Source organism: bacterium Scap17 (assembly GCA_013376735.1).
Lineage (GTDB): Bacteria > Pseudomonadota > Gammaproteobacteria > Pseudomonadales > Halomonadaceae > Cobetia.
The window spans coordinates 3586823-3611700 of sequence record VINJ01000001.1 but is presented as its reverse complement, the minus strand read 5'-3'; the positions used below and the strand labels follow the sequence as shown (position 1 = coordinate 3611700).

Genomic DNA, 24878 nt, shown 5'->3' with positions numbered 1-24878 from the left:
TTCCTCGCTTTCCTCATTCAGCTTTGTATCTCGTGCCGCAGGGCAAGGACATTCGCATGACTCAGACGACGCCTTCTTCACTGACCGATTCGCGTGACCGCCTGTTGAGCGGGCTTGAGATCTATCGCGTGGGCGGCGCAGTGCGTGATGCGCGCCTGGGTTGGCCGTGGCACGAGTGCGACTTCGTGGTGGTGGGCGCGACGGTGGAAGACATGCAGGCGCGGGGCTTTCGGCCGGTCGGGCGGGACTTCCCGGTCTTCCTGCATCCGCAGACCCAGGAGGAATACGCGCTGGCGCGTACCGAGCGCAAGTCCGGCCACGGGTATGTCGGCTTCAGCGTGCATGCCAGCCCCGATGTGACGCTGGAAGAGGACCTCATTCGTCGCGACCTGACCATCAATGCCATGGCCGAACCGCTCGACAGCACGCCGGGTCAGGGCGAGGTGATAGACCCCTATGGTGGCCTGGCGGATCTCGAGGCGCGTGTGTTGCGTCACGTCTCGAGCGCCTTCAGCGAAGACCCGCTGCGCGTATTGCGCGTGGCACGCTTTGTGGCGCGCTATCAGGGGCTCGGCTTCACGGTCGCGGATGAGACGCGTGAGATGATGGTGGCCATGGTCGAGAGCGGCGAGGTCTCGCATCTGGTGGCCGAGCGGGTCTGGAAGGAGACCGAGAAGGCGCTGGGCGAGGCCAGCCCCGAGTCCTATTTCCAGCTGCTTGATGAGCTGGGAGCACTGGCGGTGCTGATGCCGCCACTGACCCGCGATGCCGAACAGCTCACAGCGGCGCTGGCGCGTCTGGACCGTCTGCCGCGTCAGCTGGTCGATGAGGCGGAGATGGTCTGCTGGCGCATGGCGCGCCTGGTGGAGCACCTGTCACGCGACGAGATCGATGCCCTGGCGCAGGACCTGCGCCTGCCCAGCGCCGTGCGTGACGCCGCCCAGCAGGCACGTCTGTGCCGGGAATTGAACGAGGCCTCGCGGCGGGAAGGTGGCGTGAGCGCAGCCGATCTCAAGGCCTGGCTGGATGGTGTCGATGCCTGGCGGCGTGGCGAGCGCCAGTCGGTGCTGGTGGCCCTGCTGGCCGTCGAGGACAAGGGGGTGGCACGGTTGGGCAATGCCGTCTGGCAAGCCGCGACGGCGGTGTCGCCGCAATCTCTGGTCGAACAGGGCCTGAAAGGGGCGGAGATCGGGCGTGCGCTCAGTGAACAGCGCCAGCAGGCCATCGAGCAGGCGCTGAGCGAATGGCAGGCCATGCCGGAAGTGCACGCGCCTCATTGCGGCTGCGGACACAGTCACTGATCTCCTGCCCGCTGCTGAGCATATGACCCCGAAAGCCCCGGCCCTGCGCCGGGGCTTTTGCGTCCTGGCCGCAGGAAGGGGGCTTTTGTGAGGCGGAGTGTGCGTTTGAGCAGAGCGTGTTTTTCATGAGCAGTGCGCTGCGTGTGAGCAAAGCATGCTTACAGGCGCGGCTCGCTGCCATCGCTCAGGCGGCGCAGATTCAGTGCATGACGAATCACGATCAGGCTGGCGAAGACCAGAATCACGCCGCTCATCTGCGGCGCCAGCCACAGGCTGAACAGGGGTGCCGCCAGTCCGGCCACCAGCGAGGCGATGGCTGCCGTGCGCAGTCGCCAGGCCAGCCCGACCCACAGCGCGGCACAGCTCAAGGCGACGCCTGGCGCCAGCATCAGCAGCACGCCAAAGGCGGCGGCCACGGCCTTGCCACCGCGATGGCCACGGTGCCACAGCGGCAGGCTGTGGCCGACCAGAACGGCCAGCCCGATCAATCCCAGAGCCCAGGGCGGCAGCGAGAGCGCCAGCCCCAGCCAGAGTGCCGGCATGCTCTTGGCGGCATCGAAGGTCAGCACCAGGGCGGCGGGCAGTGCGCCATGCAGCCGCAGCACATTGGAGAAGCCCGGATTGAAGGAGCCCGCCAGGCGTGGGTCGGGCAGCCCCAGTCGCTGACAGATCCACACCGCGCCCAGCACCGAACCACTGGCGTAGGCCACGGCGATCAGCAGGCTCAACTGTTGCCAGGTGGCCAGTTGCGCACCCCACTCTATCAGGCCCGTCAACATGATGCCGACTCGCTGAGTGTCCGAGGTGTCGCACACAGGCAGGGAGAGAGGGGCAGGCGGCTTGGCCAAGCAGGGGCCGGGTGCAGTAGAATCAGTCGCATGATGGCGGGGCCTTGGGCGTCGTTTTTATTCGTTCATTCGACAAGCATAGAGGTAACGCCGTGGATCGTGTGCTGATCGAGGCTCTGGTCGTGGAAACCGTGATTGGTGTCTATGACTGGGAGCGTACCATTCGCCAGCGTCTGGTGATGGATCTGGAAATGGCCACGGATATTCGTGCCGCAGCTGCCGACGATGACCTGACGCACACCCTGGACTATGCCGCCATCAGCGCGCGCATCCAGACCTTTGCCGAAGATAGCCGTTTCGAGCTGGTGGAAACCTTCGCCGAGCGCCTGGCAGCCCTGCTGCGTGAAGAGTTCGGCATCCCCTGGCTGACCATGACGGTGCGCAAGCCGGGCGCCGTGCCGGAAGCCGCCGCCGTTGGCGTGCGCATCGTGCGCGGTAGCCTCGATGCCGCCTCGGATGCGCCGGCATGAGTCTGGTACTGATCTCCATCGGTAGCAATATCGAGCGTGAGCATCATGTGCGGGTCTGCCTGGATGCGCTGCAAGCGAGCTTCGGCAACCTGACGCTGTCCTCCGTCTACGAGAGCGAGCCGGTGGGCTTCGTCGACGGGCGCAACTTCCTCAATCTGGTCGCAGGTTTCGAGAGCGACTGGAGCGTCGGCGAATTGCAGGCCTGGTGCAAGCAGCTCGAGCTGGCCAACGGCCGCCTCAAGAACAGCGCCAAGTTCAGCCCGCGTACCCTGGATCTGGACCTGCTGACCGTCGGTACCCTGACCGGGGAGGTCGATGGCGTGATGCTGCCGCGCGATGAGGTCGATCGCAATGCCTTCGTGCTGCTGCCGCTGGCCGAGTCGTTCGGCGAAGAGCGCCACCCCGTCACCGGCGAGGATTACGCTTCGCTTTGGAAGGCGTTCGTGGCCGCCGGACGCGCCGAACAGCAGCCGTTGTGGCCGGTGGACTTCAGCTGGCGTTGCCGCATGATCTCTCGCGGCGATGCCACGGTCTGACACTGCTCTCTGATGCCCCGGCCTGACACCATCAGGCGCCACGTCGCCGGTGTCAGTGTCCGGCGGTGAGTGTGACCGGCCTCTCAATGACAACGCCCTGCCGATTCTCATCGGCAGGGCGTTGTCGTATGGCAGGCCGTTGTCGTATGGCAGAGTACTGGCGTCTGGCAGGGCTGAGCCTCAGTCCTGCGCTGTGCTCGGGGCCGCCAGGCTGTCCAGCGGCCAGCGCGGCACGGCCTTCATCGGGCCGGTGTCCTGCTCGCCGGCATTCAGGCGCTGCGCGCCCACGTAGGCGATCATCGCGCCGTTGTCGGTGCAGAAGCGGCCGCGCGGGTAGTAGGCGCGGGCATTGCGCTTGGTCAGCTCATGGCTCAGGCGCTCACGCAGGCGGGTGTTGGCGCTCACCCCGCCGGCGACGACCAGGCGCTTGAGGCCGGTCTGGTCCAGCGCGCGACGACACTTGATGACCAGGGTGTCGACCACGGCTTCCTCGAAGGCGCGCGCGATATCGGCGCAGTGCTGCTCATCCAGGTCATCCGCGGCCTTGGCCTTCTTGAGCGTGACCATGGTGTGGGTCTTGAGGCCGGAGAAGCTGAAGTCGAGGCCCGGGCGGTCTGCCATCGGGCGCGGGAAGCGATAGCGTTTGGGGTCGCCCTGTTCGGCCAGCTTCGCGACCTGCGGGCCCCCGGGGTAGGGCAGTTCCAGCATCTTGGCGGCCTTGTCGAAGGCTTCGCCGGCGGCGTCATCCACGGACTCGCCGAGCAGCTCGTATTCACCCAGTCCGCGCACCGCGACCAGCTGGGTGTGCCCGCCGGAGACCAGCAGCGCCACGAAGGGGAATTCGGGCGCATCGTCTTCCAGCATCGGGGCCAGCAGGTGGCCTTCCATGTGGTGGACGCCGAGCACCGGCACTCCCCATGCCTTGGCGAGCCCATGTGCGGTGGACGCGCCGACCATCAGCGCACCGACCAGGCCCGGGCCTGCGGTATAGGTGATGGCATTGATGTCGGCAGCCTTGAGCTGCGCTTCATCCATCACTTGCTGGATCAGCGGCAGCAGCTTGCGAGTGTGATCACGCGACGCCAGTTCCGGCACCACGCCGCCGAACTCGGCGTGCATGGCGATCTGGCTGTAGAGGGCATCTGCAAGCAGGCCCTGGTCCGTGTCGTAGATGGCGACGCCGGTCTCGTCGCAGGAAGTCTCGATGCCGAGCACACGCATGGCTGACTCTCAGGAAGTATCAGAAGTAGAGGGCGGCACGGCCAGCGAGGCTGCCTGAGCGAGCCCGAGAGGCGTGTGTGCCGTGAATGCGCGACATTCTACTGGCTGTGGGCACGGGTGTCGCGCCAGCTGGTGTTGAGGCAGAGAGGATTTCCGGCTTCCGCGTTTGCAAAGCCGGGGGCGGGTGTCTAGAATATGGCACTCTGCAAGACTGGGTCGTGCATCCGACCACCCCGCAAAAGCTCCCCGAATCATGATTCCAGCCAGCGACGGCTACCCTCACCGGTGGTGTCGCAGGCGACTGATTGATGCTGGATCGACCTGCAGGTGGCGGTTTACCGTCGCTGGCTGGTGGCTCCTGAGGAGTGGCTGCACCGGATGTGCGTTCAAACCGAACTCATGATCTCAAGGTAGGTGAGTGTTTAATGCCTTCAGTTAAAGTACGTGACAACGAGCCGTTCGACGTCGCCCTGCGCCGTTTCAAGCGCTCCTGCGAAAAAGCCGGTGTTCTTTCCGAAGTGCGTCGTCGTGAGCACTACGAGAAGCCGACAGCTGTTCGCAAGCGTCAGCAGGCGGCCGCTGTAAAGCGCCACGCCAAGAAGGTTCAGCGTGAGCGCAAGCGTTTCGAGCGTCTCTACTGATCCGTACTTTTGGGGAGTGATATTCTGCTCTCTGGAAGGACACCAAGCGGCTGCCTCACGGTGGCCGCTTGTTTTTGTCTCTAGTGGTCCGTTCGTTCTCGAGCCATGTGCCGCCACTGGCACATGTCGCTAACTCGAGGAATGGCCTGACCCGAAGGTAGCCGCTCACTTTGCTGAGCCGGCACTATCTTGCGGTCAGTCCGTTTTTCCACGACTTCTGGCGAATCATGGCTGGTCTCATCCCCCAAGGCTTCATTGACGATCTGCTGGCCCGCACCGACGTGGTCGAGGTAGTGGGTGAGCGCGTCCAGCTGAAGAAGGCCGGCAAGAGCTATGTCGGCCTCTGCCCGTTCCATCAGGAAAACTCCCCCTCGTTCAACGTCATCCCGGACAAGCAGTTCTATCACTGCTTCGGGTGCGGGGCGAGCGGCAGTGCGCTCAAGTTCCTGATGGAGTTCGATCGCCTGCCGTTCCCCGAGGCCGTGGAGCAGCTGGCCTCGCGGTTGGCGCTTGAAGTGCCGCGCGAAGGCGGCAACCAGAGTCCGCACGAGCGCCGTGAGCGCCAGCGTCGCGAGCAGGCCCGCGAAGAGGGCGTCAATCTGCTCGAGGCGGCCGCGGACTTCTATCGTCAGCGCCTGACGGAACCGGCCGCGCAGCCGGCGCGTGAATACCTGGAAGGGCGGGGTCTATCGCGCGAGATCATGCGTGATTTCGGCATCGGCTTCGCGCCGGAAGGCTGGGAGCACCTCAAGCATCACCTGAGCAAGCTGGGTGTCAGCGAGGATGTGCAGATTGAATACGGTCTGCTGATCCACCACGAGGAAAGCGGCCGCCGCTATGACCGCTTCCGTGATCGCGTGATGTTCCCGATCCGTGACTGGAAAGGCCGCACCATCGCCTTCGGCGGTCGCGTGATGGGCGACGCCAAGCCCAAATACCTGAATTCTCCCGAGACTCCCGTCTTCCACAAGGGGCGCGAGCTCTACGGGCTGTTTGAAGCCCGTGAGGCGAATCGCAAGCTGGAACGCATGCTGATCGTCGAAGGCTACATGGACGTGGTGGCGCTGGCGCAGTACGGGATTCGCAATGCCTGCGCGACTCTTGGCACCGCGACCAGTGAGGAGCACCTCAAGCGCCTCTATCGCCTGGTCGATGAGGTGGTGTTCTGCTTCGACGGCGACAAGGCCGGTCGGCAGGCGGCGCGCCGCGCGCTGGAGACCGTGCTTGAGGTCATGATCGATGGGCGTCAGGCGCGCTTCCTGTTCCTGCCGGAAGGCGAGGACCCGGATTCCTTGGTACGCAGCGAGGGGCAGGAGGCATTCGAGAAGCGTGTCACCTGCGCCTCCGGGCTCTCCGAGTTCCTGTTCGAGCAGGCCGCGGAAGGACGCGACCTCAAGCGCATGGAGCAGCTCGAGCGGTTCGTGACCCAGGCGCTGGAGTGGATCTCGCGCGTGCCCGAAGGGGTGCTGCGCTCGCTGCTGCTCAAGGAGCTGGAGCGGCGCAGTGGTCTTGAGCGTGAGCGGCTGGATGCCATGCTGGTGGAGCGCGCCGCGGCGCGTGAAGCCCAGCAGGCACGGCTGCGTCAGCACCAGCAACTACGTCAGCAACCGCAGCAGCGTTCGCAACAGCAACAACGTCAGCCCGGCGCGACACGCTCAGCGCCTGCTGCCAGTTCTCAGGACGGCGCGACGCTGAGTGACGCGCAGGACGAGTGGTCGTCGCTGGAGGCGATGGCAGATGCCGGCTTCGGCGATGGCGAGCCCGATGGCTGGCAGCCGGATGACTGGCAGTCGCATGGCGAGATGCCTGCGGGCCAGGGCGCGCAAGCCGCGCGTGCGACGCCGGCCAGGTCTCAGAAACGCACCTCGGTCAGCATGCTGACGCGCCTGTTGCATCTTCTGGTGCACGAGCCTCAGCTGGTCGCCGAGCTGCCTGACTCCAATGAGTGGATCGAAGGAGCGGGCGAGCCGGCCGACAGCGAGGATGCGCAGCTGTTGAGCGATGTGGTGCGTCTCCTGAAGGCGGGGCAATATCGTTCGCCTCAGGTGCTGTTGGCGCACTTCCTCGGTACCGCGCAGGGGCCGAGACTTGAGCAGCTGGCAGCCCGCGAATTGCTGATTCCGCGTGACGTGCGCAGCGAAGAGCTGAAGGGGCTGGTGGAGCATTGCCAGCATCAGCAGGCGCGCACCACGCCGGAAGCGGAATATCAGGCCTTGCTGGCCAAGGAAAAGCGTGGCGAGAAGTTGTCGGCAGAAGAGAAGCAGCGGCTGATGGCCCTGCTGATGGAGCTGGCAACACGGCGCTGACGCAGTCTCGGTGCCAGGAAGGCCGACAATGGTGGAAATGCCGTGAGAGCTGAGGCGATGGCGCAGGAAAATACGTCGCATGGCCTTGAAAGACGCGCTCGCGCCCACTATTTAATGAGGTAGCTCCCGATGCGGACTGCCGCAACGTAACCGATAACGCTAACACACCTGGATGGTCCGGCAAATACGCCGCTGGCAGCATCTCCTGATGGCACGCTATACTGGTGCGCTTGATGCTCTCTTCGTCCCTATACCGGCGCCATGCTCACTCGCTGAGCCGCGTCGCGTCCAGGTGTTTCATTCTTCTTCGTCGAGATAGGGGTTCTATGGCTGGTAATGCGCAGCAGCAGTCGCGTCTCAAGGAGTTGATCGCGCGCGGCAAGGAACAGGGTTACCTGACCTATGCCGAGGTCAACGATCACCTGCCCGAGGATATCGCTGATCCCGAACAGGTGGAAGACATCATCAGCATGATCAACGATATGGGCATCAAGGTCGCGGAAGAAGCGCCCGATGCCGATACCTTGATGATGTCTGATTCCTCCACTGACGAGTCTGCCGCAGAAGAGGCCGTTGCCGCTCTCGCCGCGGTGGAAAGCGATGTGGGACGCACCACCGACCCCGTGCGCATGTACATGCGTGAGATGGGCACCGTGGAACTCCTGACCCGCGAAGGCGAAATCAAGATCGCCAAGCGGATCGAGGAGGGCACGCGTGAGGTGATGTCGTCGCTGGCATTCCTGCCGGGGGCGGTCGACTCCATCCTGGAAGCCTACGATGGCACTCTGGGCGAAGACGGTGGACGTCTGTCCGACCTGTTCTCCGGTTTCATCGACCCTGACGAAGGCGTCCCGGGTGTCGCGGAAGTCGAAGTCGAGGAAGTCGAGGAGATTCCCGAGGGCGAAGAGTCCGAGGGCGACGACGAAGACGAAGATGACGACACCGCTTCCGAAGGCGGTCCGGACCCCGAGCTGGCTCGTGTCCGTTTTGAGCAGATCCGAGAGCAGAACGATGCGACCAAGGCCGCCATCGAGAAGTACGGCTCCGGCTCTGCCGAAGCGAAGGCCGAGCAGGAGCGTCTTGCCGAGCTGTTCTCGCCGATCAAGCTGGTGCCCAAGCACTTCGAGCGTCTGGTCGGTCAGGTTCGCGTATCTGTCGAGCAGGTGCGTGAGCAGGAGAAGGTCATCCTGCAGATCTTCGTCAAGCGCGGCAAGGTGCCACGCAAGAGCTTCATCAAGGCCTTCCCGGGGCATGAGTCCGACATGGACTGGTTCGACAGCTTCATCGGTGGCAGCAAGAAGTACGCCGACAAGCTCGAGCCGTTCCGTGCCGACGTGCTGCGTGCCCAGCGCAAGATCGCCTTCGAGCAGGACATGGTCCAGCTGCCGGTCAGCGAGCTGAAGGAAGTGAACCGTCGCCTGTCGATCGGTGAAGCCAAGGCGCGTCGTGCCAAGAAGGAAATGGTCGAGGCCAACCTGCGTCTGGTCATCTCCATCGCCAAGAAGTACACCAACCGTGGTCTGCAGTTCCTGGATCTCATCCAGGAAGGCAACATCGGTCTGATGAAGGCCGTGGACAAGTTCGAGTACCGTCGTGGTTACAAGTTCTCGACCTACGCCACCTGGTGGATCCGTCAGGCGATCACTCGCTCCATCGCGGACCAGGCTCGCACCATCCGTATTCCGGTGCACATGATCGAGACCATCAACAAGCTGAACCGTGTCTCGCGTCAGATGCTGCAGGAAATGGGGCGCGAGCCGACGCCGGAAGAGCTGGGCGAGCGTCTCGAAATGCCGGAAGACAAGGTGCGTCGCGTACTCAAGATCGCCAAGGAGCCCATCTCCATGGAGACGCCGATCGGTGACGATGATGATTCGCACCTGGGTGACTTCATCGAGGACGGCACCATGGTCTCGCCGATCGACTCCGCCACAGGCGAAGGTCTGATCGAAGCGACCCGCGGTATCCTGTCCGGCCTGACCGCACGTGAAGCCAAGGTGCTGCGCATGCGCTTCGGTATCGACATGAACACCGACCATACCCTCGAGGAAGTCGGCAAGCAGTTCGATGTCACCCGTGAGCGTATCCGTCAGATCGAAGCGAAGGCGCTGCGCAAGCTGCGTCACCCGTCACGCTCCGAGTCACTGCGTTCCTTCATGGAAGAGTGATCTGAAGCGCTCGGGCCGCGCCTCGACTGCTGGCCCCGCTGACAAGACAACGCCCGCCCCCCATGCGAATGGGAGGCGGGCGTTGTCGTTTGCGGGCTTTACGTTACGGGTCTTTCTCTGTGGGCTGTGCCGCCTCCAGGCTTGCCTTTACGGATCTTGCCACCTTCGAACTGTGTCGTTCCAGAGCTGCGTGATGTGCCCTGGGGGGGGGTATCAGGCGCCGTGGCGCAACTGGTGAGACGAGGGCGTCGCCGCCACGCTGAAGATGACGCGGCCCTTGATGCACTGACGGGAGACCGGCCCCATCTGCTCGCTGCTCAAGCCGTCGGGGTGCTCGCCACGTAGCCACAGGCGACCATTGTCGTCGATGCGATGCAGGCGCTTGACCAGCTGGCCGAGCCTGGGATGTTCCACCACGACGGTGGCGCCGGGCGTCAATCGCCAGCGGCTGGGCCAGCGCATGCTGATGATGAGGCTGTGCTGCGGGAGACTGGGGGCAAGACTATGACCGTGCAAGCGGTAGCTACTGAACCAGCGCATGTGAGGCTCCTTGAGAATGAGGGCATGACACGGTCAAGATCCTGTCGGTGCTTTCCTGTGGCAGTGGCGATAGTTGAATTGTATCCACTGCTTAGTAAAATATAATCATTCTCATTTGATGTCCAGCCGTTTCCGGTCACTGCCTCGCGCAATGGCTATCGAGAGACGGCTGTTTAGCGCAGCCTGTCGAGAGAAGGCTGTCGAGCAGAGACTGTCTCGCGAAGCCTGTTGAGAGTAGAAACGAAAAAAGCCGCGGCTCAGGTGAGCAGCGGCTTTTGGGAGAGTCACGGGTCTGTCTCTTGTGCTTCACGCTGTGCTTCATGTCACGTCACTTCGCGTTGTTTCATGGGGCAGGGCGAAGTGACGGTCGTGCGACAGGTCTTGCGTGCAGCTCGGCAAGAGGGTTTTGTTGCCGGGCTCAGTCGTTGGCGTTGAGCTCACGCAGCAGGGCGCGGCGCTGGCGGCCCATGCGGATCGCCAGCAGCACGATCTCGATCACGGCAATGGCCATCAGGGTGTAGCCGAACAGTTCGGTGACTTCCTCGGCGGCATTCTTGACCGAACGCAGGTAGGAGTCCCCCATCAGGGTTTCCCAGAATTCCGAGCGACCGTAGAGGCGTGAGAAGACGTAGGTCGCCAGGAAGCCGGCTCCGAACAGGCCGAAAGCGAAGCTGCGTCCGAAGTGCTCGAACTCGGCAATGAAGCGGCTGCGGTTGCGCCATACGCCGATGATGACCGGGATCGCGACCACGCTGACCAGGAACTGCCAACTGCCATCGCCGATCATGTCGTCGAGCAGGGCATCCTGTTCACGGATCAGGGACGCCGCGAACAGGCCGAACAGCAGCAGGCTGATGGTGCGCAGGTCCGGCAGGCGTGAATGCACCAGCCACATGGTGGCTGCGCTCAACGCCAGCAGAGTGCTCTGCATGTGTTCTGTCCAGCTGGCTTCGCTGAAGCCGACATCACCGAAGTGGTAGGCATCATGCATGACCAGCGACATCATCGCAGCCACCAGCGGCGCATAGATGGCCAGGCGCAGGCAGGCCTGCATGAAGAGCGAGGTGGGCTTGCCACCATACAGCGGTTGTTCGGCGCTGATGGGGAGTGGGACAGTCTGGTGATGTCGGGTATGCGAAGTCAGGCGGGACATGGGGCTCTCCGGACAGTCCATGGACTGCCTGTCAGGATGGAAATCTTGTTTGCCTGCTCATTATAACGGTGCAAAGGTGGCCAGTTAATATTCTGGTAAGAAAACTGTGAGATTCCAATTCAGCATCGATGTTGCGTAAAGCGCAAATCTACGTCAGCCCTTACGTAACCGATCACGCTCGGCCTCCTCGACGATCCAGTCATGCACGGCCTGGATACGGCCATCATCTAGGGTGCCGTGGGGGTGGACGATGACGTAGCGCTTGCCGGTCAGTACCCGCTGTGTGAAGGGCGCGATCAGTGTGCCGCGGGACAGCTCGTCGGTGATCAGCGTGCGCCTTGCCATCGCGACTCCCATGCCGGCGATGGCAGCTTCCATCGACAGGTGGTTGCGGTTGAAGGTATAGCCACGCTGAACGTTGATCTCGGGGGCGCCGATGCTGGCCAGATAGAATTCCCACTCGGCGTGGTCGTGACTGCCGCGCCAGGCGGTGATGTCATGCAGCAGCGGATACCAGGCGAGGTCCTCTGCGCTGCGCAGCGGTGGGCGTCCGCGCATCAGGCCGGGATGGCAGACGGGGAAGATCTCCTCTTCCATCAGGTCGGTGACCTGCATCCCCGGGTAGTGGCCGTCGTTGAGGTCGACTGCCAGCTCGAAATCGCCCTCGCGCAGCGGCGAGTCACTGTCCTCGGCGCGCACGTGCAGCTCGATATCCGGAAAGCGTGCCTGCAGGCGTGGTAGTCGGGGCGCCAGCCATTTGGAGAGAAATGACGGTACCGAACGCAACCTGAGCACACCGCTCATCAAGCCGCTGCGCAGCCGTTTGACCTCCAGTCCCACCGCGCTATAGGACTGCTCCACCACGCGCGCCAGTCGCGCGCCTTCCCCTGTCAGCTCGAGTCCGCGTGAACGACGCAGAAACAGCTTGAAGCCCAGCCGCTCCTCCAGCTGCTTGATCTGCTGACTCACCGCGCCGGTGGTGACGTGCAGTTCTTCCGCCGCACGCGTGAAGGAGCCATGACGTGCGGCGCAGGCAAATACCTGCAGCCAGGCATGGGTCTGTCCATTCAGGTGGCGCAGGCTCGGTGTGGTGGCGGGCGTGCCGGTCGCCGTCGGCGGCACGACGGGGCCAGTACCAGGCGTGTTGTCGAGGGAAGACGTCATGGGCGGGTCTCATGCAAGCGCTGGAGGCAGATAGTGAGGGAGAAACCGCGATGGCCAGATGGCGGTGGTAGCTAAAGGCATCACGGCACAAGGTGGCGCGAAGAGCATAGTTTACGCCGTTTTTGATGCATAGGGTTTAGTCAGGCTAAACCCACGACCAATTTTTATGGTTTGTCGCGTCCTGTCCCCATCCATCATCATTGCCTCATCCACTGGCAGGCGCTCAGGCGCGGCGAGTTTCCGAGATGAGGTGTTGTCATGTCCATCAGTGTATTTGATCTCTTCAAGGTCGGTGTCGGCCCCTCCAGCTCGCACACCGTCGGCCCGATGCGTGCTGCCGCGCAGTTCGTCGAGACCCTGCGCTCGCGCGACCAGCTGGAGCGCGTGGCGCGCATCGAGGTGCAATTGCATGGTTCGCTGTCTGCCACCGGCGTAGGCCACGGTACCGACAAGGCGACCATCCTCGGCCTGATGGGCGAGCTGCCGGAAACGATCGACCCTGCGATCATCGACCCCTGCATCGAAGAGCTGCTGGAGTCCCAGACACTGCTGCTCGACAACCGCATCGCGGTGCCCTTCGTATGGGTGCGTGATATGCAGTGGCACGATGCGCCGCTGCCGTATCACCCCAATGCCATGCGTCTGATCGCCTACGGCCACTGCGATGAGCTGTATCGCAATGTCTATTACTCGGTGGGTGGCGGTTTCGTGGTCGACGAAGTCGAGGCCGCGCGTGACCCGCTGCTGGAAGACGAAAGCCTGCGTCTGCCGTATGAATTCAACACCGCCAATGAACTGCTGGCGCTGTGTCGCATGCACAAGATGCGCATCAGCGAGCTGATGATGGCCAACGAATGTGCGCTGCGCAGTGAGGCCCAGGTGCGGCGTGGGCTATGGCGCATCTGGGAAGTGATGAACGAGTGCATCGACAACGGCCTGACGCACGAAGGCGTGCTGCCCGGCGGTCTCAACGTCAAGCGCCGTGCCAAGCGTCTGCATGCGCGTCTGCTGGATGTGGAATCCAGCAAGTCGATCATCACCTCGACCTTCTCGGCGATGGACTGGGTCAACCTGTTCGCGCTGGCGGTCAATGAAGAGAACGCGGCCGGCGGTCGCATGGTGACGGCGCCGACCAATGGCGCGGCCGGCATCATTCCGGCGGTGCTCAGCTATTACATGAAATTCCAGGAGGATGCTCGTGAGGAGGACGTGGTCGACTTCCTGCTCACGGCAGCCTCGGTGGGCATCCTGTGCAAGAAGAACGCCTCCATCTCCGGCGCGGAAGTCGGCTGTCAGGGCGAGGTGGGCTCCGCCTGCGCCATGGCGGCCGCCGGGCTTGCCGAGCTGATGGGCGCGACGCCGGAGCAGGTCGAGAACGCGGCGGAAATCGGTCTCGAGCACAATCTGGGGCTGACCTGTGACCCGATCGGCGGCCTGGTGCAGATTCCCTGCATCGAGCGCAATGCGATTGCCTCGGTCAAGGCGATCAATGCCGCCCAGATGGCGATGTGTGGCGATGGCGATCACTTCGTCTCGCTGGACAAGGCGATCCGCACCATGCGCGATACCGGCCGTGACATGCAGGAAAAGTACAAGGAGACCTCCAAGGGCGGTCTCGCGGTCAACGCCATCGAATGCTGATTCGACCGGTCGCCACTCCAATATGAGCTGATATGACTTTCCGCCGGAGGCCTGCCGCCTCCGGCCAAACCCGTTGTCTCTTGTCAGGTACGTGATCTCCGGCCAGAGGTCATGATCTCGGCAACCCTCGTTGACGCCTCTTCGGCGCGGTATTCCGCGACGGACAGGCGTCTTTTTTATGGCGGGAGTTACGCTCATCTCGACTGTTCGGCTCGGGCTGGTGGGGTATCTGCCGGCCTTGAGATGTCTCGGGATGGCTGCCTTGTAAAGAAGTCGCTGATATATCGGCTATTGGTCGAGTGAGCGCGCTTGCCGCTGGCAGCGCGCCTCTTGCTATTCTAGTTTACGTTAACGTCAGTTGCGCTGATCGCAACGATGGATCGTAACGATGGATCGTATCGAAGGCCTGGCAGAGCTGTCTGTAGATTGCGCCTTGACCAGGGCCAGTGGACAGGGTCTGTGACCAAGGCCTGTGGATAGCGCCTCCTGTTGATACTGCGTGTCGACGACGAGCCGTGATGTTGCGAGCAGACATTGCGGGCGGACGTTGCGGGCATCAGCGCTGACGAACAGCCCCCATGTCTCTTGGAAGACACAGACCACCGGCTTGCCGGTCAGGACGGAGTACTGACATGCCATCACCGCCCATTCAGGGGCCGCGTGCCAGCGGGGGCGCATCCGCGACAGCCCCGATTCTCGAGACGCGTGGCTTGAGCAAGGACTTTCGAGGTTTCACGGCCGTCGATGACGTCAATCTCCAGGTGCAGGAAGGGCATATCCACGCCCTGATCGGCCCCAATGGCGCCGGCAAGACGACAGTCTTCAATCTACTGACACGTTTTCTGCCGGCCACTCGCGGCGAGATTCTCTACCGCGGCAAATCCATCACCCGCATGAAGTCGCATGAGATCGCGCGCCTGGGCTTGGTGCGCTCTTTCCAGATATCGGCGGTGTTTTCCCAGATGACGGTGCTCGAGAACGTGCGGGTCTCCCTGCAACGCCCCCAGGGCACCTCGTTTCATTTCTGGAAGCCGGAACGCAGCCTCGACAGCTTGAACGAGCAGGCATTGCATCTGCTGGAGCAGGTAGGGCTACGCGATGACGCCCACCGTGTGACCGCCAGTCTGCCCTATGGCCGCAAGCGGGCGCTGGAGCTGGCGACCACGCTGGCGCTTGAGCCCACGCTGATGCTGCTGGACGAGCCGACCCAAGGCATGGGCGCCGAGGATGTGGACCGTGTGGTCGAGCTGATTCGTGTCGCGGCGCGGGGCCGTACGGTGCTGATGGTCGAGCACAATCTGAGCGTGGTCAGCCGTCTGTGCGATCGCATCAGCGTGCTGGCGCGCGGACGGGTGCTGGCGGAAGGCGATTACGCCAGCGTGTCGGCCAACCCCGAGGTGCGCGAGGCGTATCTGGGCAGTGAAGCGCCCGAGTCCACGGCGGATGCGCACAAGGAGGTTTCATGACGGTGGTTATGGAGCAGGCGACGGACAGGCAAGCCTCGGCGGCCGACTCGCCGCTGGGGGAAGAGCAGCTCTGCCTGCGCGAGCTGAACGCCTGGTACGGCGAGTCCCATGTGCTGCATGGCGTCAACATGATGGTGCGGCGCGGTGAACTGGTGACCTTGCTGGGGCGCAACGGGGCCGGACGCAGCAGCACGCTGCGCGCGATCATGAACATGGTCGGCCGGCGCAGCGGCGAGATCCTCATCAAGGGGCAGGACAGCATGGGGCTGGCACCGCATCGCATCGCTCATCTCGGTGTCGGTTTCTGCCCAGAGGAGCGCGGCATCTTCGCCAGTCTGAGCGTCGAGGAGAATCTGCTGCTGCCACCGCTGGTCAAGAGCACAGGACATGACCAGGGCCGGAGCCAGGATCAGAGCCGGGGCATGTCGCTGGATGAGCTCTATGCCCTGTTCCCCAATCTGCATGAGCGGCGCACCAGTCAGGGCACGCGCCTTTCCGGTGGCGAGCAGCAGATGCTGGCGTTGGCGCGCATCCTGCGCACCGGGGCGGACCTGCTGCTGCTGGATGAGATCACCGAGGGGCTGGCGCCGGTCATCAACCAGAAGCTGGCCGAAGTGCTGATGATGCTGAAGGCGCGCGGCATGACCATCGTGCTGGTGGAGCAGAATTTCCGCTTTGCCGCCCCGCTGGCCGACCGTCATTACCTGATGGAGCACGGCACCATTCTGGAAGAGATCAGCGCGGCTGAATTGCCGGCCCGCCACGAATATCTGCACAAGGTACTGGGGGTCAGAGCTCCCGCTCGGGATGAGCTGCACAGGCTGGCCGCCATGCACGGCCTTTGCACTCGCCAATCTGAAGTCCGCACGTCTCGCCACAACAATCACAATATTGCCGGGTAATCCGGCTTGGAGATGTCATGCACGCCACCGCTTCATCCAACGCCACTGCTACATCCAGCGCCACCGCTTCATCCAACGCCACTGCTACATCCAGCGCCACCGTTTCATCCAGTGCCACCGTTTCATCCAGTGCCATCCCCGTCGCGTTACCGTTGTCACGCCGCATCACGGCGGCAACACGCCGGCGCCTGTTGCCGCTGTCCGCGCTCATGGTGGGATCACTGCTGTCGGCGGGAATCGCGCAGGCCGATATCAGCGACGGCGTGATCAAGATCGGTTACCTGGCCGACATGTCAGGCACCTATCGTGACCTGGCAGGCCCGGGCGGCCTCGATGCACTCAAGATGGCGGTCGAGGACTTCGGCGGCAGCGTCAACGGCATGCCGATCGAGGTATTGAGTGCCGATGACCGCAACAGCGCCGATGTCGGTGCCAATACGGTGCGCGGCTGGATCGATCAGCAGAATGTCGACATGGTCGCCGGGCTGGTGGCCTCATCGGTGAGCATCGCGGTGACGCGGATTCTCGCCGAACAGGACACGCTGGGAATCGTTTCCGGCTCGGCGGCTTCCAGCATCACCAATGAGCATTGCACGCCCAATCATGTCCACTGGGTGTACGACACCTATCCGCTGGCGCATGGCACGGCCAAGGCGATCGTCGATGAAGGCGGCGACAGCTGGTTCCTTTTGACCGCGGACTACGCCTTCGGTCATGCCCTGGAAGGCGATGTGGAAAAGGTGGTGAACGAGAACGGCGGCACCATCGTCGGCAAGGTACGTCATCCATTCCCGACCAGTGATTTCTCCTCCTACATCCTGCAGGCGCAGGGCTCCGGGGCCAAGATCGTCGGGCTGGCCAATGCCGGGTCGGACACCGTCAATGCGTTGACCACGGCGAGTCAGTTCGGCGTGGTGCAGGCCGGGCAGTCGCTGGCGGGGCTGCTGATCTTCCTCAACGACGTGCATGCCCTGGGGCTTGAGGTGGCGCAGGGGCTGCAGCTCACCACCGGCTGGTACTGGGACCTCAATGACGAGACACGTGCCTGGTCCCAGCGCTATCACGAGCGCAATGAGCGCATGCCGACCATGGTGCAGGCCGGTATCTACTCCAGCACCCTGCATTACCTGAATGCGGTCGCGGCCGCAGGTAGCGATGACACCGCCACCGTGCGCGCCAGAATGGGCGAGACGCCGGTCAACGACATGTTCGCCAGCAACGGCACCATCCGTGCCGATGGGCGCATGGTGCACGACATGTATCTGGTCAAGGTCAAGGCGCCCTTCGAGTCTCAAGGCGAGTGGGATGTCTATGACGTGATCCGCACCATCCCCGGCGCTGAGGCCTACCGACCGCTGGCGGACAGCCAGTGCGAGCTGGTCAAGGGCTGAAGCCGAACATCAGTCGAGTCGCTGAGGCGTATGACATGGCGCTGCCGGCCGGATGATCGGCAGCGCCGAGCAGCTGACGCGAATGGGCGCTGAAAAGGAATGGGCGGATGACCATGATTTTTGGAATACCCCTGATGGTGCTGTTCGGCCAGTTGATGCTGGGGCTGATCAACGGTGCCTTCTATGCATTGCTGAGCCTTGGGCTGGCGGTGATCTTCGGTCTGTTGCGCATCATCAACTTCGCGCATGGTGCCCAGTACATGCTGGGCGCCTTCGCGGCGCTGCTGGGAGCGCAATATCTGGGGCTCAACTACTGGACGGCGCTGATCGTGGTGCCGCTGGTGGTGGGCGCCCTGGGCATCGTGGTCGAGCGTCTGCTGCTGCGGCGCATCCAGCATCTTGATCACCTCTATGGCCTGTTGCTGACCTTCGGGCTGGCGCTGATCTTCGAGGGCACACTGGTGAATCTGTTCGGCGTCTCGGGGTCGAGCTATCCGATCCCCGAGGCGCTGAGTGGAGGCTTCAAGCTGAGCTTCATGTTCCTGCCCACCTACCGCGCCTGGGTGCTGGTGGCGGCGTTGGTGGTCTGCTTCGGAGTCTGGTTCCTGATCGAGCGCACGCGTCTCGGTGCCTATCTGCGCGCGGGAACCGAGAATCCCGAGCTGGTGCAGGCCTTCGGCATCAATGTGCCCTTGATGGTGTCGCTGACCTACGGGCTCGGCGTGGCGCTTGCCGCCTTCGCCGGCGTGCTGGCCGCGCCCTTGTATCCCGTCTCGCCGACCATGGGCTCGAGCCTGCTGATCGTGGTGTTCGCGGTGGTGGTCATCGGCGGGATGGGCTCGATTCTCGGCGCTATTCTCACCGGGCTCGCGATGGGGCTGATCGAGGGGCTGACCAAGGTGTTCTATCCCGAGGCTGCCAATACCGTGATCTTCGTGGTGATGGTGATGGTGTTGATGCTTCGCCCTGCCGGGCTGTTCGGAAAGGAGGCCTGACATGGCCGTACTGCAACAGGATCACCAGGCCGCGCGTGCAGGCAGCGCGCCGCGCAGAATCACCCCGCTGGGCATGCTGTATCTCGTGCTGTTTCTGCTCGGGTTGCTGGCACCCTGGGTCGCCTATCCCGTCTTTCTGATGAAGATTCTGTGCTTTGCGCTGTTCGCCAGCGCCTTCAATCTACTGCTCGGCTTCGTGGGGCTGCTGTCCTTCGGGCATGCCGCCTTCCTGGCCACGGGCGCCTATATCACCGGCTTCTTGCTCGCGGAATACCCGGGCCTGAGTCCGGCGTTGGGCATCGTGGCCGGTACGCTCGGCGCGGTAGTGCTGGGGACGCTGTTCGGGGCGCTGGCCATCCGGCGGCAGGGCATCTACTTCGCGATGATCACGCTGGCCCTGGCCCAGATGATGTTCTTCTTCTTCATCCAGGCGCCGTTCACCCACGGCGAGGATGGCCTGCATGGCGTGCCGCGCGGTGAGCTGTTCGGCATGTTCGATCTGGCGAACAACCACACCCTGTATTACTTCGTGTTCGCGATCTTCGTGGTGGCCTTTGCCCTGATCCGGCGCGTGGTGCATTCCCCCTTCGGTCAGGTGCTGAAAGCCATCCGCGAGAACGAGCCGCGCGCCATCTCGCTGGGCTATCACACCGATGCCTACAAGCTGGTGGCCTTCGTGCTGTCGGCGGGGCTGGCAGGCCTGGCGGGTGCGACCAAGACGCTGGTATTCCAGCTCGCCTCGCTGGGCGATGCCAGCTGGCACATGTCGGGGGAGGTGATCCTGATGACGTTGCTGGGCGGCGTCGGCACGCTGCTCGGGCCACTGGTAGGCTCCGGGCTGGTCATCGGGCTGCAACATCAGTTGGCGCAATCCGCGCTGGGCGATTGGGTCAGCGTGATTCTGGGCGCCATCTTCGTGGTCTGCGTGCTCAGCTTCCGCAGCGGCATCATCGGGGAATGTCAGCGCTGGATCGCGCGTCGTCAGCAGCGGGAAGAAAAATGAGCGGCGAGGGGGTAAGGGGGCGAGGGGCAAGAAGGAAAAGCGAGAAGCAAGATGGGAGGTCAGCAAGAAGAAGTGAGCGGCCCATCCTGTTATAAATCAAAGAAATCAATGGCTTGTCGCTGTCTACAGGCATAAAAAAAGTCCACCCCAGATAGGGTGGACTTAAATGCCATTGTATATCGAGGGGGATACGCCGGTCCCGGATCCTCGACTCAGCAATGAGCACGCCATGCGAGATAGCCGCCATTTGCCATCTCGCTATATAAATTGCATGTCCGATGCCAGTTTTTCAGTATCCTCAATAAAAACAGTGGCTTGAGATATTGATGCCTGTTTGTGGGCTGCCAGCTGGCGGTCAGATGACTCGAGGCGTGCGCGCTGCTGGGCGATTCATGGTGCGTTGCAGCATAGTTGTGCACCAAATATGTGCCGTTTTTCGAGCATATGCGTACGTCATCAATCACTTATGTGGCTTGCAGATGTGGTTTGCGGGTGTGGTTTGCGGGTGTGGATAGCGCGTGTGGCTAGCAGGCATCGTCTGCCCGCTGGCACTGTATCTGTACCTCGCCGCCTGCCAGACGCACTGGCCACACCATCAAGGCAAGAGTGTCATCGTCCAGGCATTGGCCATCACTGAGTCGATAGCGCTGCTTGTAGAGTGGCGAGATCACCAGTGGCTCTCCGGCGTGATCGCCCAGCAGGCCGCGGGCAATCACGTTGGCGCCTGACACCGGGTCATGATGGTCGATGGCGAACAGCGTGAGGTCATCGCTATCGGCTGTGGCCGGCAGCGTGAACAGGGCGATCTGGCAGGCCTGGCCGTCCGCCTCAAGCCAGGCGGCGACGCCGGAGCCCGGTACCAGGTCCTCGCGCTGACAGAGTGTCACCCAGCGATGGGATGATGTCGCCGTGGCGGAGTGGGGCGATGCAGTGTTCCGTGTCGTGGCAAGTGCAGGCGATGTCATGAGCGTACCTCCGTGGCCAGGCGGGTCGTTGACTGAGGCTGATGTTCTGCCACTGCTTCGCGTGCGCCACCGTCGCTGATGATCAGATTGCCACTGGCCAGTTCATCGCGGCTGGCGGGGCGGATCTGGTCGCGCTCGACGATGTTGACCACGGCCGGGTCGGGGCGCTGGTCATTCACGTAATTGCGGAAGCGCTTGAGTTTCTCGGGACTCTTGAGGGCATTGGCCCATTCGCACTCGTAGCGGTCCACCACCTGCTGCATCTGCTCTTCCAGGGTCTCGCCGAGCCCCAGGCTGTCCTCGAGAATCACCTCTTTCAGATAGTCGAGGCCGCCTTCGAGGCCCTCGCGCCAGACGGAGGTGCGCTGCAGGCGGTCGGCGGTGCGGATGTAGAACATCAGGAAGCGGTCGATGGTGCGGACCAGGCTCTCGTCGTCCAGGTCGGTCGCGAACAGCTCGGCATGACGCGGGCGCATGCCGCCGTTGCCGCACACGTAGAGGTTCCAGCCGTTCTCGGTGGCGATCACACCGACATCCTTGCTCTGGGCCTCGGCGCACTCACGGGTACAGCCGGAGACGGCGAACTTGAGCTTGTGTGGGGAACGCAGCCCCTTGTAGCGGTCTTCCAGCGTCAGCGCCATCGCCATGCTGTCCTGCACGCCATAGCGACACCAGGTGCTGCCGATACAGGATTTCACCGTGCGGGTGGACTTGCCGTAGGCGTGGCCGGTCTCGAAGCCGGCGGTGATCAGCTCGCTCCATATTTCCGGCAATTCATGCAGCTGGGCACCGAAGAGGTCGATGCGCTGACCGCCAGTGATCTTGGTATAGAGGTTGTAGCGCTTGCCGATCTCGCCGATGGCGATCAGCTTGTCCGGCGTGATCTCGCCGCCGGGGATGCGCGGCACCACGGAATAGGTGCCGTTCTTCTGCATGTTGGCCATGAAGGTGTCATTGGTGTCCTGCAGCGGAATGTGCGAGGACTCGGTGATCGGCGCGTTCCAGCACGAGGCCAGAATCGAGCCCACCGCCGGCTTGCAGACCTCGCAGCCCAGAGCATCGGGATGTCGCCCGTGGCTGGCCATCAGCTCGGCGAAGGTCTCGATGCCTTCGACGCGCACCAGCGAGTAGAGCTCCTGACGCGTGTGCGCGAAGTGCTCGCACAGTGAACGGTCGACCTCGACGCCACGGCTTTCCAGCTCGGCATCCACCACCTTCTTGAGCAGCGCCGCACAGCCCCCGCAGCCGGTGCTGGCCTTGGTGCAGGCCTTGATGGCACCCAGATCACTGTTGCCGGCATCGATGGCGCTGCAGACATCGCCCTTGGAGACGTTGTGGCAGGAGCACAGAGTGGCGCTGTCGGGCAGGGCATCCGCGCCCAGCGTGATGGCCTCGCCACTGGCATCCGGCAGGATGAGTGCCGCCGGGTCCTTGGGCGCCGCAATGCCATTGGTGACGTACTGCAGCAGGGTGTCGTAGCGCGAGTTGTCGCCGATCAGCACCGCGCCCAGCACCTGCTTGCGGTCCTGCGAGACGATCAGACGGCGATAGACGCCATCGGCCTCGTCACAGTAGCGATAGCTGATCGCACCCTCGCTCTTGCCGTGGGCGTCACCGATGGAGCCGACATCCACGCCCAGCAGCTTGAGCTTGGTGGACATGTCGGCGCCCTGGAAGCGGAAGCTCTCCTGCGCATCGCTTGTGGCATCGCCAGCGCTGGCGGCCAGCAGGGACGCCACGCCGCGGGCCATCTGATAGCCCGGGGCGACCAGCCCGAAGATGCGCGATTGCCACAGAGCGCACTCGCCGATGGCGAAGATTTCCGGGTCCGAGGTGCGGCATTCGTCATCGATGATGATGCCGCCGCGCTCGCCGATCTCGAGGCTGGCGCTGCGTGCCAGCGTGTCCTGAGGACGGATGCCGGCGGAGAACACGATCAGGTCGGTCTCCAGATACTCGCCATCGGAGAAGTTCATCCGCCACTGATGGTGCTCGCCGGGCACGATGTCGGTGGTGGCGCGATTGAGGTGCACCCCCACGCCCAGTGCAGTGATGTGTTGCTTGAGCGCAAGGCCGCCATCCTCATCCAGCTGCACCGGCATCAGGCGTGGCGCGAATTCGACGACATGCGCTTCCAGGCCGAGTGACTTGAGGGCATTGGCGGCCTCAAGTCCCAGCAGGCCACCGCCGACCACCACGCCACGTGTCTTGCCGTCGGCAGCGGCGCGAATCTGATCAAGATCCTCCAGCGTGCGGTAGACCAGACGATTGCTGGCAGCGGCCTCGCTTCCCGGCTCACCGAGGCCCTGGATGGGCGGCACGAAGGGGGTCGAGCCGGTCGCCAGCACCAGGCTGTCGTAGGGATAGCGCCCGCGCGGAGTGATGACATGGCCACCATCGCGATCGATCGCCGTGACGCACTCGTCGAGGTGCAGGGTGACGCCCGCCTTGCGGTAGTCGTCGGCGGTGCCGAGCGCGAGAGATTCGGCATCACGTCCGGTGAAATACTCCGAGAGATGCACGCGGTCGTAGGCGATGCGGCGTTCTTCGCCGAAGACATGAATCTGGTAGTGCGCGGTGGCACCCAGTGCGATCAGCTGTTCGACGCAGTGATGGCCAACCATGCCATTGCCGATGATGATCAGGTGTTTCATGCGGCCTCCTCGAAGGTGTCAGGGGTGTTGTCGTTCTTGTCTGTGGTGTCGCGATCACGATGCTGGTCTGTCATGTCTTGAGTGCCCGGCTTGCCGCTGGGGTCATCAGGCGCCGTCGGCGGGCCGTCCTGAGTCAGACGTGCGAGGGCTTCTGCCGGCATCAGCAGGAGGTCTTCGCGAATCCTGGTCAGTGGTGTGCCGCCCTTGAGCGCTTCGAACAGGGCATTGCCGGCACTGACGTCGCCGTAGAGCACCACGCCGACCAGGCGCTCCTCGCGCAGCAGCAGTCGGCGGTAGTCGCCCAGGGCGTGGTCCTGATAGACCAGCACCTCGTCTTTCGGCTGGGGGGCAAGCTCGCCGCAGCTATAGAGGTCGATGCCGCTGATCTTGAGGCGCGTCGCCAGTGGCGCATTGCGATAGGGCGGAGTCGGTTGCGTGAGAAGCTGGCGGGTGAGCACTTCGATCTGCGCCCAGATGGGCTCGATCAGGCCGAAGGTCTCGCCATCCACCTCACTGCATTCGCCCAGCGCGTGAATGTGCGGATCGCTTGTGAGCAGGTGGCCATCGACCTGGATGGCGCGCTGGCAGGCCAGCCCCGCAGCACACGCAAGCTCGATCTCGGGGCGAATGCCGGTGGCGGCGATGGTCAATCCGGCGTGAAGTTCGCGGCCATCCTTGAGGCGCACGCCGGTGATGCGGCCCGCCGGGGTCTCGAGCCACTCTTCGAGATGCGCGCCAGTGATGATGTCGAGGCCACGCTCGCGAAGTTCCTGCTCCAGCAGTCCGGCCGCGACATCATCCAGCTGACGGTTCATCAGGCGCTCGCTGCGTTGCAGCAGCGTCACTTCAAGGCCACCCTTGCGCAGGCCCTCGGCGGCCTCGAGCCCGAGCAGCCCGCCACCGATGACCAGTGCGCCGGCGCCCTCCCGCCGTCCGGCAAGGCAGGCGGCCTGCATCTGCTCGACATCCTTCAGATCGCGAAAGCCCATCAGCCCCGGCGGCCAGTCATTGGCGGACGACGACTCTGGCAGGTGAGCGGGTAGTGGCAGGGGCAGCGCCGGACGTGAGCCGGTCGCGATCACCAGCCGCTGATAGGGGATGCGGCCACCGCTGGCGGTCTCGACACAGCGGGCGGCGCGATCGATCTGGCTGATGGGGTCGCCGCTGATCCGTGTGATGCCGTGCCGCGAGAACCAGTCGGCCTGCTGGCTGATCAGGCCTTCGGTTCGTGTCTCGCCGGCCAATAGCGGCGAGAGCTGAATGCGGTTGTAGGGGAGGTGGGGCTCCTCGCCGATCACCGTGACCGGCCAGGGCAGCTGCTGATCAGGGCTCAGCGAGACCAGCTGCTCCAGCAGCTTCTGCGCCGCCATGCCGTGGCCGATGATGACCAGTGCTGGCGTAGGCTCGCGGGTGAGAGGTGGTGCGTGCATGCTGCCTCCTTGCGCTGATGTTCTGACGCATGAAAAAGATGCATAAAAAAAGCGCCTGCTTGCCGCCGTGATGTTCACGACGT

Annotated in this window: 20 protein-coding genes; 12 read left to right on the top strand and 8 right to left on the bottom strand. The window is 63.5% G+C overall.

The genetic code is table 11. The features are described 5' to 3' along the window. Positions 1 to 56: 56 nt before the first annotated feature. A complete protein-coding gene (locus FLM52_15330) occupies positions 57 to 1301 on the top strand; it encodes a polynucleotide adenylyltransferase (protein NVN57110.1) in 1245 nt (414 codons plus the stop codon). Positions 1302 to 1459: 158 nt separating this feature from the next. Here FLM52_15330 and FLM52_15325 read toward each other — a convergent pair whose 3' ends face one another. Beyond that, a complete protein-coding gene (locus FLM52_15325; GenBank protein NVN57109.1) occupies positions 1460 to 2080 on the bottom strand; it encodes a glycerol-3-phosphate acyltransferase in 621 nt (206 codons plus the stop codon). 161 nt (positions 2081 to 2241) lie between these two features. On the opposite strand from FLM52_15325, the gene folB reads away from it, so the two are divergent. Both folB and folK read left to right on the top strand, forming a co-directional pair. Beyond that, positions 2242 to 2619: a dihydroneopterin aldolase gene (gene folB / locus FLM52_15320; GenBank protein NVN57108.1), complete on the top strand. Its 378-nt coding sequence runs from the start codon at positions 2242 to 2244 to the stop codon at positions 2617 to 2619. Next, the gene (gene folK, locus FLM52_15315) at positions 2616 to 3155 is read left to right on the top strand and encodes a 2-amino-4-hydroxy-6-hydroxymethyldihydropteridine diphosphokinase (GenBank protein ID NVN57107.1); all 540 of its coding nucleotides are present in this window, start codon (positions 2616 to 2618) and stop codon (positions 3153 to 3155) included. The genes folB and folK overlap by 4 nt, the downstream gene beginning before the upstream one ends. A gap of 180 nt (positions 3156 to 3335) precedes the next feature. On the opposite strand, the gene tsaD is transcribed toward folK, so the two are convergent. Next, on the bottom strand, positions 3336 to 4376 hold the full coding sequence (gene tsaD / locus FLM52_15310) for a tRNA (adenosine(37)-N6)-threonylcarbamoyltransferase complex transferase subunit TsaD (protein ID NVN57106.1): 1041 nt from the start codon (positions 4374 to 4376) through the stop codon (positions 3336 to 3338). Positions 4377 to 4801: 425 nt separating this feature from the next. Here tsaD and rpsU point away from each other — a divergent pair, with 425 nt between their 5' ends. From rpsU to rpoD, 3 genes are all read left to right on the top strand, one after another. After that, positions 4802 to 5017, top strand: a complete 216-nt coding sequence (gene rpsU / locus FLM52_15305) for a 30S ribosomal protein S21 (GenBank protein NVN57105.1) — start codon at positions 4802 to 4804, stop codon at positions 5015 to 5017. Positions 5018 to 5244: 227 nt separating this feature from the next. After that, entirely contained in the window at positions 5245 to 7323 is a 2079-nt protein-coding gene (locus FLM52_15300) for a DNA primase (GenBank protein ID NVN57104.1), read from the top strand. Between the two features lie 326 nt (positions 7324 to 7649). After that, positions 7650 to 9491, top strand: coding sequence for an RNA polymerase sigma factor RpoD (gene rpoD, locus FLM52_15295; protein NVN57103.1), 1842 nt, complete (start codon positions 7650 to 7652; stop codon positions 9489 to 9491). Positions 9492 to 9704: 213 nt separating this feature from the next. Here rpoD and FLM52_15290 read toward each other — a convergent pair whose 3' ends face one another. The 3 genes from FLM52_15290 to FLM52_15280 all read right to left on the bottom strand — a co-directional run bounded on the left by FLM52_15290 (position 9705) and on the right by FLM52_15280 (position 12348). Beyond that, complete coding sequence (locus FLM52_15290; protein NVN57102.1) at positions 9705 to 10031, bottom strand: hypothetical protein; 327 nt, start codon at positions 10029 to 10031, stop codon at positions 9705 to 9707. Between the two features lie 418 nt (positions 10032 to 10449). Continuing rightward, a complete protein-coding gene (locus FLM52_15285) occupies positions 10450 to 11184 on the bottom strand; it encodes a hypothetical protein (GenBank protein NVN57101.1) in 735 nt (244 codons plus the stop codon). A gap of 153 nt (positions 11185 to 11337) precedes the next feature. Further along, on the bottom strand, positions 11338 to 12348 hold the full coding sequence (locus FLM52_15280; GenBank protein ID NVN57100.1) for a LysR family transcriptional regulator: 1011 nt from the start codon (positions 12346 to 12348) through the stop codon (positions 11338 to 11340). Positions 12349 to 12606: 258 nt separating this feature from the next. Between FLM52_15280 and FLM52_15275 the strand changes: the two genes are divergently transcribed. From FLM52_15275 to FLM52_15250, 6 genes are all read left to right on the top strand, one after another. Further along, positions 12607 to 13989, top strand: coding sequence for an L-serine ammonia-lyase (locus FLM52_15275; protein NVN57099.1), 1383 nt, complete (start codon positions 12607 to 12609; stop codon positions 13987 to 13989). Positions 13990 to 14621: 632 nt separating this feature from the next. After that, the gene (locus tag FLM52_15270) at positions 14622 to 15455 is read left to right on the top strand and encodes an ABC transporter ATP-binding protein (protein NVN57098.1); all 834 of its coding nucleotides are present in this window, start codon (positions 14622 to 14624) and stop codon (positions 15453 to 15455) included. After that, complete coding sequence (locus FLM52_15265) at positions 15452 to 16357, top strand: ABC transporter ATP-binding protein (GenBank protein ID NVN57097.1); 906 nt, start codon at positions 15452 to 15454, stop codon at positions 16355 to 16357. Before FLM52_15270 ends, FLM52_15265 begins: the two co-directional genes overlap by 4 nt. 209 nt (positions 16358 to 16566) lie before the next feature. Next, complete coding sequence (locus tag FLM52_15260) at positions 16567 to 17748, top strand: ABC transporter substrate-binding protein (protein ID NVN57096.1); 1182 nt, start codon at positions 16567 to 16569, stop codon at positions 17746 to 17748. Positions 17749 to 17855: 107 nt separating this feature from the next. Further along, positions 17856 to 18743 (top strand): branched-chain amino acid ABC transporter permease, encoded by an 888-nt coding sequence (locus FLM52_15255; protein ID NVN57095.1) that lies wholly within the window; start codon positions 17856 to 17858, stop codon positions 18741 to 18743. A 1-nt stretch (position 18744) separates the two neighbouring features. Further along, on the top strand, positions 18745 to 19746 hold the full coding sequence (locus FLM52_15250) for a branched-chain amino acid ABC transporter permease (protein ID NVN57094.1): 1002 nt from the start codon (positions 18745 to 18747) through the stop codon (positions 19744 to 19746). A 524-nt stretch (positions 19747 to 20270) separates the two neighbouring features. On the opposite strand, the gene nirD is transcribed toward FLM52_15250, so the two are convergent. From nirD to FLM52_15235, 3 genes are read right to left on the bottom strand one after another with little or no spacing between them, the layout of a single operon-like run. Continuing rightward, positions 20271 to 20711: a nitrite reductase small subunit NirD gene (nirD, locus tag FLM52_15245; protein ID NVN57093.1), complete on the bottom strand. Its 441-nt coding sequence runs from the start codon at positions 20709 to 20711 to the stop codon at positions 20271 to 20273. Beyond that, the gene (gene nirB / locus FLM52_15240) at positions 20708 to 23365 is read right to left on the bottom strand and encodes a nitrite reductase large subunit (protein NVN57092.1); all 2658 of its coding nucleotides are present in this window, start codon (positions 23363 to 23365) and stop codon (positions 20708 to 20710) included. The genes nirD and nirB overlap by 4 nt, the downstream gene beginning before the upstream one ends. Further along, positions 23362 to 24795: an NAD(P)/FAD-dependent oxidoreductase gene (locus FLM52_15235; GenBank protein NVN57091.1), complete on the bottom strand. Its 1434-nt coding sequence runs from the start codon at positions 24793 to 24795 to the stop codon at positions 23362 to 23364. Before FLM52_15235 ends, nirB begins: the two co-directional genes overlap by 4 nt. Positions 24796 to 24878: the final 83 nt, after the last annotated feature.